Genomic DNA, 14,282 nt, shown 5'->3' with positions numbered 1-14,282 from the left:
AGGAGTTTGCCGGGGCTTTATGGATATTCGTCTATTGTTGGGTGGAGCGATGGTGATAGGGTTGGCCGCAGGTGTCGGGTCAGTCGCGCTATCGGCGGATGGCCGTCAGACAATGGGAATGAAGGCCAATGAAGCTGCTGTTGCCACGGGGATGGCGCGGGCAAGGCCCCCTGAGCCCGGCGACAGTTGGGGCGGGTGCAACGATGCTCGCGCAGCAGGCACCTCGCCTATCTATCGTGGTGAACCGGGATATCGCAGCGATATGGATGGCGATGATGACGGCATCGCTTGCGAACCTTATCACTAAGCATTGAGCGGTCAGGACGGCGCTCAGTCTGCATTGCCATGGATAGGGTAGCTAACCGACCCCTTCCGTATCCAGCGCATAGCCCGCCGAGCGCACCGTGCGGATGATGTCCTGATATTTTCCGTCGCCGTTGATCGCCTTGCGCAGCCGCCGGATATGCACATCCACGGTCCGCAGTTCGATGTCGCTGTCCTGCCCCCATACGCTGTCGAGCAGCCGCTCGCGCGAGAAGACCCAGCCGGGATGCTCCAGGAAATGCTTCAAAAGGCGGAACTCCGTCGGCCCCAGCGGCACCACCTGCCCGCTGCGCCGGACCTTGTGCCCCACCGTGTCCATCTCGACATCCGCGAAGGTCAGCGTCTCGCCGGCCAGCGCGGGCCGCACCCGCCGCAGCACCGCGCCCACCCGCGCCACCAGTTCGCGGGGGGAGAAGGGCTTGGTCACATAATCGTCCGCGCCCGTCTCCAGGCCCCGGACGCGATCCTCTTCCTCGCCGCGGGCGGTCAGCATGATGATGGGCACGTTGGCCGTGCCGTTCATGCGGCGCAGGCGGCGGCACACCTCGATCCCCGACAGGCTTTCCACCATCCAGTCGAGCAGCACGATGTCCGGCACATTCTCCTGCGCCATCAGCAGCGCTTCCTCGCCGTCGACGGTATGGGCGACCTCGAAATCCTCCCGCTTGAAATGCCAGATCAGCAGTTCCGCGAGCGCAGCGTCATCCTCGACCAGCAGCATCTTGGCCCTTGCCATGCCGGTCAGTCCTCCGCCGTCTGCGCGCCGCCGCGTTCGCGGTCGGGCAGGGTCTGGCCGGTCGCGGCGTAATAGACCATCTCGGCCACGTTGGTGGCATGGTCGCCGATCCGCTCGATATTCTTCGCGATGAAGAGCAGATGGGCGCATTCGCTGATCGTCTTGGGATTTTCGACCATGTAGGTGACGAGCGTGCGGAACACGCTGTCGTAGAAATCGTCCACCACCGTGTCCCGCTCGATCACCGCGAGGGCGAGGTCGGCGTCGCGCGCGGCGAAGGCGTTCAGCGCATCATGCACCATCTCGCCCGCGACCTGCCCCATGGAAGGGAGGAGGGAGATCGGCTCCAGCGTCCGCTTGTTGGCGGCGACGGAGGGCACGCGCTTGGCGATGTTCTTGGCATAGTCGCCGATCCGCTCCACCACGCTCACGATCTTCAAGGCGGCGATCACGTCGCGCAGGTCGTTCGCCATCGGGGCGCGCAGGGCAATGACCTGGATCACCAGCTTCTCCACCTCCGCCTCGATGGCGTCGATCCGCTTGTCGTCGGCGACCACCTGCGCGGCCAGCGCCTTGTCGTGCCGTTGCAGCGCCAGCATCGCATTCTCGATGGCCGCTTCCGCGCGCCCGCCCATTTCGGCGATGAGGCCGCGCAGCTTGTCGATTTCCTCGTCGAACGCCTTGATCGTATGTTCAGCCATGTCTCGTCTCTCTTCCGCGCCGGTCAGCCATAACGCCCGGTGATGTAATCCTTGGTCCGTTCCTGCCGCGGATTGGTGAAGATGTCGGACGTCACGCCATATTCCACCAGTTCGCCCAGGTGGAAGAAGGCCGTCCGCTGCGACACGCGCGCCGCCTGCTGCATATTGTGCGTCACGATCACGATGGCGTAGCGCCCGCGCAGTTCGTGGATCAGCTCCTCGATCTTCGCCGTCGCGATGGGATCGAGCGCGGAGCAGGGCTCGTCCATCAGGATCACTTCCGGCTCCACCGCGATGGCCCGCCCGATGCAGAGCCGCTGCTGCTGCCCCCCCGAAAGCGCCGTCCCGCTGTCATGCAGCCGGTCCTTCACCTCGTCCCACAGCCCCGCGCGCCGCAGCGACTTCTCGACGATCACGTCGAGGTCGGCCTTGCCCGCCGCCAGCCCGTGGATGCGCGGCCCATAGGCGATATTCTCATAGATCGACTTGGGGAAGGGATTGGGCTTCTGGAACACCATCCCCACCCGCGCGCGCAGCTGCACCACGTCCATCGAGGGGGCATAGATGTCCTCCCCGTCCAGCGTGATCGCGCCTTCGACGCGGGCGCTCGCCACCGTGTCGTTCATGCGGTTCAATGTCCGCAGGAAAGTGGACTTGCCGCAGCCCGACGGGCCGATGAAGGCGGTCACATGGTCCATGTCGACGTCGATGGAGACGCCCTTGATAGCCTGCTTGTCGCCATAGAAGACCTTGACGTCGCGCGCCGTCATCTTGGTTTCGGTGGCGGGGGTCAGCGTTTGCGGTTCGTGCATCATGTTTACCACCGTTTTTCGAACTTGTTGCGCAGGTAGATGGCGAGGCCGTTCATCGCGAGCAGGAATATCAGCAGCACGATGATGGCGGCGGAGGTTTTTTCGACAAAGCCCTTGGAGACTTCATCGGACCACAGGAAGATCTGCACCGGCAGCACCGTCGCCGGATCGGATATCCCGCCCGGCGGCGTCGCGATGAAGGCGCGCATCCCGATCATCAGCAGCGGCGCCGTCTCGCCCAGCGCGCGCGCCATGCCGATGATCGTGCCGGTGAGGATGCCCGGCAGCGCCAGCGGCAGCACATGCTGGAACACCACCTGCACGGGGCTGGCCCCGATGCCCAATGCCGCGTCGCGGATGCTGGGCGGCACGGACTTGATCGCGTTGCGCCCGGCGATGACGATGACCGGCATGGTCATCAGCGCCAGCGTCATGCCGCCCACCAGAGCGGCCGATCGCGGCAGATGCAGGAAGTTGAGGAAGATCGACAGCCCCAGCAGGCCGAAGATGATCGAAGGCACGGCGGCCAGATTGTTGATCGACACCTCGATGATGTCGGTCATCCAGTTCTTGCGCGCATATTCCTCCAGATAGAGCGCCGTCGCGACCCCCACCGGAAAGCTCAGCAGCAGCGTCACCAGCATGGTCAGCAGCGACCCCTTGAACGCGCCCCAGATACCGACCTGCGTCGGATCGGTGCCGTCGCTCCCCGTCAGGAAGCCCATGTTGAAGCCCGTCGACAGCACGCCCTGCTGCTTCAACCGCGCCACGGCGGCCTCGGCTTCGGGCGTGCCCTTGCTCTTGGCGGCCAGGTCGATGGCGGTCGATGCGGGCAGGCGGACCGTCTCCGTCCGGCCAAGAATCCTGGGATCGGCCTTGATCGCGTTACGGACCGCCGTCCAGGCGGTCGGCGCGATCAGCGCGTCGGCATCCGGCCCCAACGCCTTCTTCGCGGCCTCGCTCGTCACCATGGGCAGGTTCGCGCCGGCGAGCCCCTGATCGGTGATATTGGCCGGATCGAGCAGCAGCGGCGATGCCGGGAAATCGACCTGCAAGGCGATCTCCGTCCGCGTGAACCCGCGCAACCCGTTCCCCAGCATGGTGAAGAGCAGGAAGGCCAGGAACGCGGCGGACAGCGCCACGGCGAACAGGCCGGCGAACTTGAAGCGCCGCTCGGCCGCATAGCGCCGCGCGATCCGCTTCTGCATCGCGTCCGACTTCCAGTCGGTGGGAAGGCGTTCAACGGTCATTCGTAAGCCTCGCGATATTTCTTCACGACCCGCAGGGCCACGATGTTGAGCAGCAGGGTGACGATGAACAGCACCAGCCCCAGCGCGAAGGCCGCCAGCGTCTTGGCGCTGTCGAACTCCTGGTCGCCGGTCAGCAACTGGACGATCTGCGTCGTCACCGTCGTCACGCTGGCAAAGGGATTGAGCGTCAGGTTCGCCGCCAGCCCCGCCGCCATCACCACGATCATCGTCTCGCCGATGGCGCGGCTGACGGCCAGCAGGACGCCGCCGACCACGCCGGGCAGCGCGGCGGGGATCAGCACCTTGCGGATCGTCTCGCTCGTCGTCGCGCCCATGGCCAGGCTGCCGTCGCGCATGGATTGCGGCACGGCGGCGATGCTGTCGTCCGCCATGGAGGAGACGAACGGAATGATCATCACGCCCATCACCAGCCCCGCCGCCAGCGCGCTTTCCGAACTCGCGCCATGGATGCCGATGGCGACGGCAAAGTCGCGCAGGGCGGGCGCGATGGTGAGCGCCGCGAAATAGCCGTAGACCACGGTCGGAACGCCTGCCAGCACCTCCAGGATGGGTTTCATCCACTTGCGGACCTGGGGCCTCGCATATTGCGTTAGATAGATGGCGCTCATCAGGCCGAGCGGGATCGCGACGATCATGGCAATGATCGCGCCGATGAAGATCGTGCCCCAGAACAGCGGCACCGCCCCGAACGCATCCTTGTTGCCATAGCCCAGCGCCGCCGATTGCGGGCTCCACTTGGTTCCGAACAGGAAGTCGATCGGGTTCACCATCGAAAAGAAGCGGATCGATTCCCACAGCAGCGACACGACGATGCCCAGCGTGGTCACGATCGCCAGCAGCGACGCGATCAGCAATGTCGCCATCACCAGCCGCTCGACCCGCGTGCGCGCCCGGAAATCGGGCCGTACCCGGGTGAAGGCATAGGCGCCGCCCGCAAAGGCCAGCACCAGCGCCAGCACCACGCCGATGATGCCATATTCGCGGATCGCCGCGCGATAGGGTTCGACCAGCGCCTGCGCGGCGGGGTTGAAGGCCGCCGCCTGCGCCCCCGACGCGATGTTCCGCGCCTCGCCCAGCAGGGCGGACCGGGAAAAGGCGTCGGCGGGCAGGCTCTGCGCCGCCGGATCGGCCAGCACCGTCTGGGTGACGAGGCCGGGCGCCACATTGGCCCAGATCGCGAGGAAGATGCCCGCCGGGATCAGCGTCCACAGCGCCACATACCAGCCATGATAGCCCGGCAGGCTATGCACGGCGTCGCGCCGCCCCGACGCCCGCGCCACGGTTTGCAGCCGCAGCGCGCGGGCGCGGGCGCTGACCCAGGCGATCGCGCCAAGGCCGGCCAGCAGCAGGAAGATTGCAGGTCCGGTCATGGGGGTCCGCTTATTTCAGCGCCGCGCCGTCCAGCGTGGGCAGCGATTTCACCGCTTCCCCGCTCGCCTTGCGCACGTCTTCGGGTGATGCGACCATGCCGCGCTTCGTCAGCACGCCATCGGGGTCCCAGTTCGCGGCGAAGGCGTTCAGATAGGCCTGCAAGCCCGGAACCGCCTGCATATGCGCCTTCTTGACATAGATATAGAGCGGACGGGCGCCCGGATACTGGCCGGACGAGACCGTCTCATAGGTCGCCTCGACGCCGTTGATCGGCACGTCCTTCAGCGTATCCTTGTTCTCCTCCAGGAAGCTGAAGCCGAAAATGCCCAGCGCATTGGGATTCGCGCCCAGCTTCTGCACGATCAGATTGTCGTTCTCGCCCGAATCCACATATTTGCCGTCCTCGCGGATGCGGGTGCAGGTGGCCTTGTATTCGTCCTCATTCTTTTCCTTGAGCGCCTTCATCGCCTCGTCGCTCTGGCATCCCTTCTCCAGGATCAGCTCGGCGAGCGAGTCGCGGGTGCCGCTGGTCGATGGCGGGCCGAAGACGGAAATCGGGATGGCGGGCAGGCTGGGGTCCACATCCTTCCAGCTTTGCGTCTTGTTCGGGCCCTTGCCATAGGGATTGGCGGCCAGCGCCTCATAGACGATCCTGGGCGTCAGCTTGAAGCCCGGACCCTTCTTCGATTCGGCGAAGGCAAGGCCGTCGACGCCGACCTGGATCTCCACGATCTCCTTGACGCCGTTCTGCTGGCACATCTCGAACTCGGCCTTCTTCATCCGGCGCGACGCGTCGGCGATGTCGGGATATTGCGCGCCCACGCCCGCGCAGAACAGCTTCATGCCGCCGCCGGTGCCGGTCGATTCGACGATGGGCGACTTCATGCCCGGATTGCCCTGCACGAACAGCTCGGCGACCGCCGTGGCGAAGGGATAGACGGTGGACGAACCCACCGCGCGGATCTGGTCGCGGGTGGCGCCCGCGCCGCCGCCGGCGCCCTGGTCGCCGCAGCCCGAAAGTGTCAGCGCGGCCACGGCCGTCGCGGCGAAAAGAGCGAGATGCTTCACGAAAACCTCCGTCATTGCAAAGGCCGCGATTCGCTGGTCGCCGCCCCCCGATGGGTCTGCGCCTAGCTGCGGTTCATCGCGCCTTTGTGACACGCAGGTTTCATTTTCATGACAACGGCATCGGGAGCTCGCGAAAACATCGGGAGCCCGCGAAAATAGGATAGGATAGGACTTTCCGGAAAACGCTATCCCCTCGCCATCTCGTTCATGGTTTCGCCAGCGGGAACCTTGGGCAGCAGCACCGATATGCTCGTCCCCTTGCCCACCGTGCTGACGATATCCATCCGCCCGCGATGCCGCTCCACGATATGCTTGACGATGGCCAGTCCCAGCCCCGTTCCCCCCATGGCGCGGCTGCGCCCCGAATCGACGCGATAGAAGCGCTCCGTCAGCCGCGGCAGGTGGCCGGGCGGAATCCCTTCCCCCTCATCCTCCACGGTCAGCCGCGCCATCCCGCTCGGCCCTTCGCCCAGCGTCACGCGGATCGGCGTGCCGGGCCGCCCATATTTGGCCGAATTGCCGATCAGGTTGTGGAGCAGCTGGGAAAGCTGCGCCCTGTCCCCCCGCACCGGCGGCAGGCCGGGATCGATGCGCGCCTCCACCTCCGCCCCGCGTTCCCCGTGGCTGGTGCGGAACACGCCCGCCACTTCGGCCACCAGCGCGGAAAGATCGACCGCGCTGTCGGGCGCGCGATATTTGTCCGCCTCGATCCGCGACAAGGATATGAGGTCGTCGATCAGCCGCTGCATCCGCCGCGCTTCGCCGTCCATGATCTTCAGGAAGCGCTGCCGCGTCTCGCCGTCCTTGCCCAGTTCCGGATCGACCAGCGTCTCGATGAAGCCCAATATGCCTGCGAGCGGCGTGCGCAGCTCATGGCTGGCATTGGCGACGAAATCGACCCGCATCCGCTCCGCCGCATAGGCCCCGCTATGGTCGACCAGATGGACCAGCCGCCGCATCTCCTCCGTCGCGCCCAGCGGAGCGATCCGCATCTGCCAACGCTGGTCCCGCGTGCCCAGCCCCACCAGTTCCACCATGTCCGCCTTCGTCATGGCCGACATGTCGGTCAATCTTTCGGCGGCGGCGGGATGGCGGATGGCGATGCGGGCGTCCTCCCCTTCGATATGCGCGCCCAGCAACAGCCGCGCGGCGCGATTGGCGTGCAGGATGCGCCCCTTTTCCAGCAGCAGGACCGGATCGGCGATTCCCTCCATCAGGTCGGCAAAATCGGGCTCGCCGATCATCCCGGCCGATGGCGAGGGGGCTCCGGCATCTTCCCCGGCCACTTCATGATCGCTTCCCCGGGCGCAGATCAGCAGGACGATCACCCCCGCCAGCACGGGCAAGGCGATCGCCAGCGCCGACGCGCCCAGCAGGAGCGCGCCGCCCGTCCCCAGCAACAGCATGGCGATGGAGGCCGTGGTCTGCGATATGCTCAGTCGATTCATGGTTACCGCGCTGGATTCTTCGGGCTTTTGCTGCGATGGCTAGGCATAGCGCGTAAAATTTACGCTTTGGCAAGCGCGATAGCGGATCATGACGGAATGAGCGAGCCCATGAGCGGACAGGACGATCCCCGGCAGGAGCGGGAAGCGGCAGCCGATGAAGCGATGGCCTCCCGGCGACAATTGCTGATGGGCGGCGCGGTCGCGGCATCCGCCATCGTGTCGATTCGTCCCGCGCTCGCCAATACGGCCGCGTCCGTGCTCAACTGCACCATTCCCGTGCCGGATCAGGCGCGGGCGGGCAATTATATCGCCCCCAACGGACAGGTAGTGCCTGCCGGAACGCCCGGAGCCTTTCCGGCGGCGGGGCGCAGCTATACCGGGGAACAGGTGAAGCAGGCGTTGCGCGGAAGGCCCTTGCCCGGCACCGGCTATGAGCAGAATCAGGCATATCTGAACTATATCCGCCGCCTGCAATCGGGGACGAGCGGATTTACCTGCTACGCCTCGCTTCAGATGCCGCGCTGACCGGCGATATGCGTTAGGCACCTGCTTACCCCTTTGCGCTATGACGGCGCGACAATCATCGGGGACAGGGTTTGACGGTCGACCAACAATATCGCCGGGAAGGGAAAGGGAACATCCTGTCCCGCGTCCTTGACGACATGGTGCTGCTCTATCACCGTCCCTCCGGCCAGACGCATATGGTCATCAGCCCCGTGCCGGAAATATTGGAGGCGCTGGAGGATGGCGATCCGGCTTCGGCGCGGGATGTGCTTCGACGCCTTTCACGAGTTTACGATCTGGGAGCGGCCGACGCCGCGCTGCCGGAAATCGCGGCGCATCTGAGCAGCATGGCCGCGTTGGGCTTGATCCGCCTCGCTTCATGAAACATCGCATCACCCTTCGCATCGGTCCCGCGACATTCCGCATCGGGTCGGCCTGGCCGGAGCCGATCCGATTGCTGGGGCAGCTTTATGCGGACTACCCTGCGCCCGCCGACGCCATCGCCGACTTCACCGTCCGGCTGGAGCCGGTCCGCTTTCTGCGCCGCTGGCTGCGTCCGTCCATCTTCATCACCGGCGATCATGGACTGGCCGACGCCGCGCCGATGAGCCTTGCCCATGGCTTGCTGGCGGCGGAAATGGGAATGAACCTGCAAATGGCGCTGGGCTGGCGGCGGCACCTGCTGCTGCATGCGTCCAGCGTGGAGAAGGACGGGCGCATCCTCGTCATGACAGGCGAGTCCGGGTCGGGCAAGTCCACGCTGGCGGCGCAACTGGGCGAGCGTGGCTGGCGGCTGATGGGGGATGAGTTCGCGCTGCTCGATCTGGAGACGGGCGCCGTATTGCCTTTCCCCCGCCTCGTGTCGCTCAAGAACCGGGCTGTCCATGTCATCGCGGCAGAGGTGCCCCTCGCGCGCATGGGGCCGCTGCTCGCGGGCACGGCCAAGGGCGACATCCGCCATCTGGTGCCCCGATCCGATGCCGTGGCACGGATGGAGGAAGGAGGGCAGCCCGCGCTGCTGCTGTTCCCGCGCTTTGGCCATGCGCCCGCCATTCGTCCGGTGGGACAGGGCGAGACGTTCATGCGCCTGACGCAGGCGTCGACCAATTATGTGGCGCTAGGCGAGCCGGCCTTTGCCGCGCTGACCCGATTCGTGGCGCAGGTGCCCGCGCTGGCCATGGACTTCCCCTCCGGCGACGAAGCCATCGCCATGGTCGAGCGCTTGTGGGAGAAGGGCCGGTGAACGCCCTGCTATTGGTCCGAGCCTTGCGCGATCCGGGCAGCGTGGAGGCGCTGGGGACGGAGCCATGGAATGCGCTGATCGCCATGGCGCGGGCGGAGCGCCTGATCGGCACCCTGGCCTTGCGGATCGGCGGCGGGCGGGTGCCCGATGCGGTGCGGCCGGTGCTGGCCGACGTGCGGCTGGACGCGGAGCGGGAGGCACGGCAGGCGCTGTGGGAAGCGGATCGGGCGGCGGCGGCGTTGAAGCCGTTGGGGATACGGGTCGTGTTGCTCAAGGGCACCGCCTATGCGGCGGCGGGGCTGAAGGCGGGCGAAGGGCGCTTCATCGGCGACCTCGACATATTGGTGCCGCGCGATTCCATGAACGAGGTGGAGAAGCGATTGATGTTGGCGGGGTGGGAGTGGGTGAAGTCCGACCCCTATGACGATTCCTATTATCGCCAGTGGATGCATGAACTGCCGCCGATGATCCACCGGGAGCGGGACCGGATGATCGACGTGCATCATACCGTCCTGCCGCTGACGGCGCGGCAGACGCCGGATGCCGGGGCGATGGTCGCGGACGCCGTTCCCATAGCCGATGGGTTATATATTTTGTCGGCGGAGGACCGGCTGTGCCATGCGGTCGCGCATCTGCTGGCGGACGGCGATCTGGCGGGAGGCTTGCGGAACCTGTGGGACGTGCATTGCCTGCTGGCCGAAGCCGATCCGGCGGCATTGGAGGCGCGGGCGGAGCGGCATGGCCTTTCGCGCCATGTGCGGCAGGCGCGGCGGTTGGCCGATGCGCTCTATGGGGAGAGGCGGGCGCGGCTGACGGCGTGGGACCGGGTCGTCATCGCCCGGTTGCTGGCACGGGACGGTTGGGGGAGGGAGACCCGCAAAGGGCTGCGTTTTGCCTTCTATCTTCGCTCGCACTGGCTGCGGATGCCCCCGGCGATGCTGATGCGGCATCTCTTCACCAAATGGCGCATGGGGCACCGGCCGGTCTAGCCGGCGCCCCATGCCGTCCTCGCGCGATCATCATTCCGGCGAGGGAAGCCCTTGCGACGGGTCAAGCCGCGTCAGGGGTAGCGGGTGGTCCACTCGGCCGGATAAGGCGCTTCCCACGGCGAGGGCGCGACCCAGCCGGTTCCCCGCGGCGCGAACCCTGCTTCCAGCGTTCCGACCCGCTCCAGGGCATCCTTGGTGGCCGCATCCCGGCACGAAGGTACAGGAGGTGAGGCCACTTCCGGTTCACCCAGCCTGTCGCAGAGAAAACGGGCGGTCAGCGCGACACGATGACGCAGCTCCGCCTTGCCCGCCTTCGTGCTGAGGTCGAGATCGGCATAGCTGATATTCTGCGAAAGCGACTGGACGCTATCGGGCACCTTTCCGTAACGCCCGGTGACGATGATTTCCTCCGTCGTCTGGGCAGACGCGGGAAATGACAGGGGGGCCAGAAGCATGGCGCAGGCCATCGCTCCCGCCATCGTTGCGGGTTTCATCATGTGGCATCCTTTCTCTCCAGATCACCGCACGCCGGCCTGACGGCTCTGCATGGCGCGCAGCCGTTCCTTAAACGAGACGGACGCCCATTCGTTCCTGAGGGGTGCGTTGCGAGCGGACCGGCCGCCTGCCCCCTTCAATCCCGCTTCAATATGTCGAGCGCCATCACGGTCAGCGCCTCGCTGGCGGTGGCGACGACCTTGTCGGCTTGCGGGGCCCAGAAGGGGCTGTGGAGCGAGGGGAGGGAAAGCTGGCCCGCCGCCGCCTGCGTCATCCGGTCGGCGGGGACGCCGCCGACCCAGAAGATGAAGCTGTCGATCGTCTTGTCCGCCCGGTAATAGCGGCCGAAATCCTCGCCGCCCATCACCGCCGGGGTCTTCACCACCTGGCCTTGCGGGAAATGACCTTGCAGCAAGCCGGCCATCCGTTCGGCGAACTCGGGCGGATTGTAGGTGGAAGGGGTAAATTCGTCCTGCACCGCAACCGCCGGCATCCGGTCGTCCGGGATGCCCGCCGCGATCGCCTCGCCGCGCGCGATGCGCTCTATGCCCTTGATGAGCTTCGCGCGCGTTTCGTCGGAATAGCTGCGGACGGTGAGTTGCAGCTTCGCCTCGTCGGGAATGATATTGTGCTTGGTCCCGCCCTCGAAGCTGCCCACGGTGACGACGGCGGGGTCCTGCGGGTCCTGCTCGCGGCTGATCAGCGTTTGCAGCGTGGTGACGATGCGCGCGCCCAGCACGATGGGGTCCCTCGTCGTCTGCGGATAGGCGCCGTGGCCGCCCACGCCCTTCACGGTGATGTCGATGCTGTCCACATTGGCGAGCGCGTAGCCAGGCGTATAGCCGATCTTCCCCGCTTCCAGATTGGCCGCGTCGTGGAAGGCGATGGCATGGGTCGGGCGCGGGAAGCGGTTGTAGAGGCCGTCCTCCAGCATCGCGCGCGCACCCTTGCCGGTTTCCTCGGCGGGCTGGAGGATCATGACCAGCGTGCCTTTCCACTGGTCCTTGCGGGTGGAGAGGAGCTTGGCCGTTTCGATGAAGGCGGTCATGTGCGTGTCGTGGCCGCAGGCGTGCATGACGCCGGTGTCGGTGCCTTCGGCCGTCTTCGCGCGGACCTTCGACGCGAAGGGGAGGCCGGTCTGCTCGGTGACGGGCAGGCCGTCCATGTCGGCGCGGATCAGCAGCACCGGGCCGGAGCCGTTCTTCATCACCGCGACGACGCCGGTGCCGCCGACCTTTTCGGTGACGTCGAACTTCATCGCCTTGAGGCGGCGGGCGAGTTTGGCCGCGGTGGCGGTTTCCTGCCCCGACAGTTCGGGATTGGCGTGGAGGTCGCGATACAGCGTCATGAGGCCGTCCATGTCACCGGCAATCGCCGCGCCCAGCTCGCTTTGTTGCGGCGTGGCGGCGGCGGGCGCGGGCGTTTGCGCGCTGGCGACGGAGGGCAGGCTCACCGCGGCCAGAACGGCCGTCAGCATATGACGCATGAATGGAACTCCCTTGATGAGGCGGGCAGCATAAGGGGAAGGCGGCCGGATGGAAAAGGGGTTTGTTGGGTTGGCCGGGAGCGGTTTCGGGCAGTTGTTGCCGTTCCTTCACCCCGTTCGGGCGGAGCTTGCCGAAGCCCTCCACTGAGCGGAGCGAAGGGGCCTCCCTACGGTCGGCCGTGCCCTTCGACTTCGCTCAGGGCGAACGGAATGAGGAAAGCAGATCGTCCGCAACCCACCCAAATCCGCCGTTCCGCTGTTCGCCAGCGGAGCGATTCTTATGCCGCCAGCCGCAGGAACGGCACCGGCTGGGTCGAGCGCAGGACGATGGGATGACCCTCCGAGGCTTCGAACAGTTCGCCGTCCAGGATGACGCTGCTATGGTCGCCTTCGATGCGGATGGTGTCGCCCTGTTCCAGATGGATGCCCTGCATCTTGGTCTTGCCCATACGGCGAAACAGGCTGGCCCAGCCGAGGCGGAGCAGGGCGGAAAGGCTCTGGTCCACGGCCATCAGCTTCATGTTGCCGCGCTGGCTTTCGCCGGTGCGGGTGCCCAGCAGCAGCTTTTCCAGCGTGGTGACGATCAGCACGGAGAAGCGCCCCGCCAGTTCGCCGTCGCGGATGAGGGAGATGCGGACAGGATTGCTCGACGGCGGCAGGAAGCGGGCGCGGATGCCGAACAGCAGCGACACCAGCACGGCGATGGCCGTCAGGAAATGGCTGAGCCCGTTGGACAGGCCCAGCGGATAGATCTGGTTGCGGCAATAAAGGATCGAATCGGCCAGCCCCGCGCCGCCCAGGAACATGCCCAGCACCGGCCGCGTTTCGGCCCGCCCGTCCGACAGCGCGATCAACTCGCGCGCGACGACATGATCGTCGACGCCGGATTTCGCGATCTGCACGATCCTTTCGAGCGCCTTGATCGGATCGCCATGGATGCCGAGGTCGAGCGCGATCAGGTTGGTCTTGCCATTGGGCAGCACCGCGATGGGGGGGCACCCGGCCCTGGAAATGCGCGCCCTGATAGAGTTCGGTCAGCGCCGTCTGCACGGTGCCGTCACCGCCGTTGATGACGATGACGGCGGGATCGACGCGGGCGATGGTCTGCAACGCCCGGCCGATCTGGTCGACATGCTCCACCTCATAATGGAAGATGTCGGGATTGCTGGCGCAATAGCTGCGCACGCGCGGCAGGGTCTGCCGGTTGCCCGTGGATTTGGGATTGGACAGGAGCGCGACGCGGACCATGGCTATATCGTCACATATATTTGAGGTTGATCGTGATCCGGGTCACGCCCGGGCCGGCCTGGAAGGCCACCTTGTCGACCGAGGGCTTGCCCAGGTTGAAGATGTTGATGCCCGGATTGTTGGAAAAGCCGCCGCCGTCGCGGGAGATGTCGGTCTTTCCGTTTCCGTCGCGGTCGTGGCGCACGGCGATGCCATATCTGCCCGGTTCCGGCACCGGCATGCAGAAGCGCATGGCGCCGTTGCTGGGCTTTGCCGCGGTTTCGATGCGATTGATCCACGCGCCCTTGGTCAGCCACGCATTGCGGGTGGCCCGATAGGATTGCAGCCGCACATTGCCGGTCGCGGCGGCAAAGCCGCGCACGTCGATCAGCACCGCGGGCCCCTTGGCCGAAGCGGCGCACAAATCCATGTCGTTTCCGATCTCGCCATGTCCGGCCCATGCCGGGGCAGCGGCGAACAAGGCCCCCACCGACATCAGGCCTGCAACAACTTTCAACATGACCAATACACTCCTGGCAGCTATAGCCGCCCGAACGGATCGGACGGCGAGCCCCTGTTCGCCCCACTTTCCTTGAATCGGATATGG

The 14,282-nt window shown here is 66.1% G+C and carries 15 protein-coding genes and 1 pseudogene; 5 read left to right on the top strand and 11 right to left on the bottom strand.

The genetic code is table 11. The features are described 5' to 3' along the window. Positions 1 to 19 precede the first annotated feature (19 nt). Complete coding sequence (locus SCLO_RS15575) at positions 20 to 307, top strand: excalibur calcium-binding domain-containing protein (RefSeq protein ID WP_083949137.1); 288 nt, start codon at positions 20 to 22, stop codon at positions 305 to 307. Positions 308 to 358: 51 nt separating this feature from the next. On the opposite strand, the gene phoB is transcribed toward SCLO_RS15575, so the two are convergent. The 7 genes from phoB to SCLO_RS15540 form a co-directional block, all read right to left on the bottom strand. Beyond that, positions 359 to 1,060, bottom strand: a complete 702-nt coding sequence (phoB, locus tag SCLO_RS15570; RefSeq protein ID WP_066519610.1) for a phosphate regulon transcriptional regulator PhoB — start codon at positions 1,058 to 1,060, stop codon at positions 359 to 361. Positions 1,061 to 1,065: 5 nt separating this feature from the next. Continuing rightward, positions 1,066 to 1,761, bottom strand: coding sequence for a phosphate signaling complex protein PhoU (phoU, locus tag SCLO_RS15565; protein WP_066519613.1), 696 nt, complete (start codon positions 1,759 to 1,761; stop codon positions 1,066 to 1,068). 23 nt (positions 1,762 to 1,784) lie between these two features. Then, positions 1,785 to 2,573 carry a phosphate ABC transporter ATP-binding protein PstB gene (pstB, locus tag SCLO_RS15560; protein ID WP_096362238.1) on the bottom strand — a complete coding sequence of 263 codons (789 nt, stop codon included), beginning with the start codon at positions 2,571 to 2,573 and terminating at the stop codon, positions 1,785 to 1,787. A gap of 5 nt (positions 2,574 to 2,578) precedes the next feature. Continuing rightward, positions 2,579 to 3,823, bottom strand: a complete 1,245-nt coding sequence (gene pstA / locus SCLO_RS15555; RefSeq protein ID WP_066519619.1) for a phosphate ABC transporter permease PstA — start codon at positions 3,821 to 3,823, stop codon at positions 2,579 to 2,581. Further along, the gene (gene pstC / locus SCLO_RS15550) at positions 3,820 to 5,214 is read right to left on the bottom strand and encodes a phosphate ABC transporter permease subunit PstC (protein WP_066519622.1); all 1,395 of its coding nucleotides are present in this window, start codon (positions 5,212 to 5,214) and stop codon (positions 3,820 to 3,822) included. Before pstC ends, pstA begins: the two co-directional genes overlap by 4 nt. A gap of 10 nt (positions 5,215 to 5,224) precedes the next feature. Further along, complete coding sequence (locus SCLO_RS15545) at positions 5,225 to 6,283, bottom strand: substrate-binding domain-containing protein (RefSeq protein ID WP_066519777.1); 1,059 nt, start codon at positions 6,281 to 6,283, stop codon at positions 5,225 to 5,227. Between the two features lie 185 nt (positions 6,284 to 6,468). After that, a complete protein-coding gene (locus SCLO_RS15540) occupies positions 6,469 to 7,731 on the bottom strand; it encodes an ATP-binding protein (protein ID WP_066519625.1) in 1,263 nt (420 codons plus the stop codon). Between the two features lie 96 nt (positions 7,732 to 7,827). Between SCLO_RS15540 and SCLO_RS15535 the strand changes: the two genes are divergently transcribed. From SCLO_RS15535 to SCLO_RS15520, 4 genes are all read left to right on the top strand, one after another. Beyond that, the gene (locus tag SCLO_RS15535; RefSeq protein ID WP_066519627.1) at positions 7,828 to 8,256 is read left to right on the top strand and encodes a hypothetical protein; all 429 of its coding nucleotides are present in this window, start codon (positions 7,828 to 7,830) and stop codon (positions 8,254 to 8,256) included. A gap of 71 nt (positions 8,257 to 8,327) precedes the next feature. Further along, positions 8,328 to 8,618, top strand: a complete 291-nt coding sequence (locus SCLO_RS15530) for an HPr-rel-A system PqqD family peptide chaperone (protein ID WP_066519630.1) — start codon at positions 8,328 to 8,330, stop codon at positions 8,616 to 8,618. After that, positions 8,615 to 9,478 carry an HprK-related kinase A gene (locus SCLO_RS15525; protein WP_066519632.1) on the top strand — a complete coding sequence of 288 codons (864 nt, stop codon included), beginning with the start codon at positions 8,615 to 8,617 and terminating at the stop codon, positions 9,476 to 9,478. The genes SCLO_RS15530 and SCLO_RS15525 overlap by 4 nt, the downstream gene beginning before the upstream one ends. Further along, complete coding sequence (locus SCLO_RS15520) at positions 9,475 to 10,467, top strand: nucleotidyltransferase domain-containing protein (RefSeq protein WP_066519637.1); 993 nt, start codon at positions 9,475 to 9,477, stop codon at positions 10,465 to 10,467. The genes SCLO_RS15525 and SCLO_RS15520 overlap by 4 nt, the downstream gene beginning before the upstream one ends. A 71-nt stretch (positions 10,468 to 10,538) precedes the next feature. On the opposite strand, the gene SCLO_RS15515 is transcribed toward SCLO_RS15520, so the two are convergent. From SCLO_RS15515 to SCLO_RS15500, 4 genes and pseudogenes are all read right to left on the bottom strand, one after another. Continuing rightward, positions 10,539 to 10,964 (bottom strand): UrcA family protein, encoded by a 426-nt coding sequence (locus SCLO_RS15515; protein ID WP_083949138.1) that lies wholly within the window; start codon positions 10,962 to 10,964, stop codon positions 10,539 to 10,541. A gap of 134 nt (positions 10,965 to 11,098) precedes the next feature. Next, the gene (locus tag SCLO_RS15510) at positions 11,099 to 12,448 is read right to left on the bottom strand and encodes an amidohydrolase (protein WP_066519643.1); all 1,350 of its coding nucleotides are present in this window, start codon (positions 12,446 to 12,448) and stop codon (positions 11,099 to 11,101) included. A 278-nt stretch (positions 12,449 to 12,726) separates the two neighbouring features. Further along, positions 12,727 to 13,696 (bottom strand): annotated as a pseudogene (locus tag SCLO_RS15505) (diacylglycerol/lipid kinase family protein). Between the two features lie 10 nt (positions 13,697 to 13,706). Beyond that, positions 13,707 to 14,195, bottom strand: a complete 489-nt coding sequence (locus SCLO_RS15500; RefSeq protein ID WP_174521977.1) for a DUF2141 domain-containing protein — start codon at positions 14,193 to 14,195, stop codon at positions 13,707 to 13,709. Between the last annotated feature and the right edge of the window lie 87 nt (positions 14,196 to 14,282).

It is taken from the genome of Sphingobium cloacae (assembly GCF_002355855.1).
GTDB lineage: Bacteria > Pseudomonadota > Alphaproteobacteria > Sphingomonadales > Sphingomonadaceae > Sphingobium > Sphingobium cloacae.
Note: the sequence above shows the minus strand (reverse complement) of the source record. Positions and strands in the feature narration are given on the sequence as shown.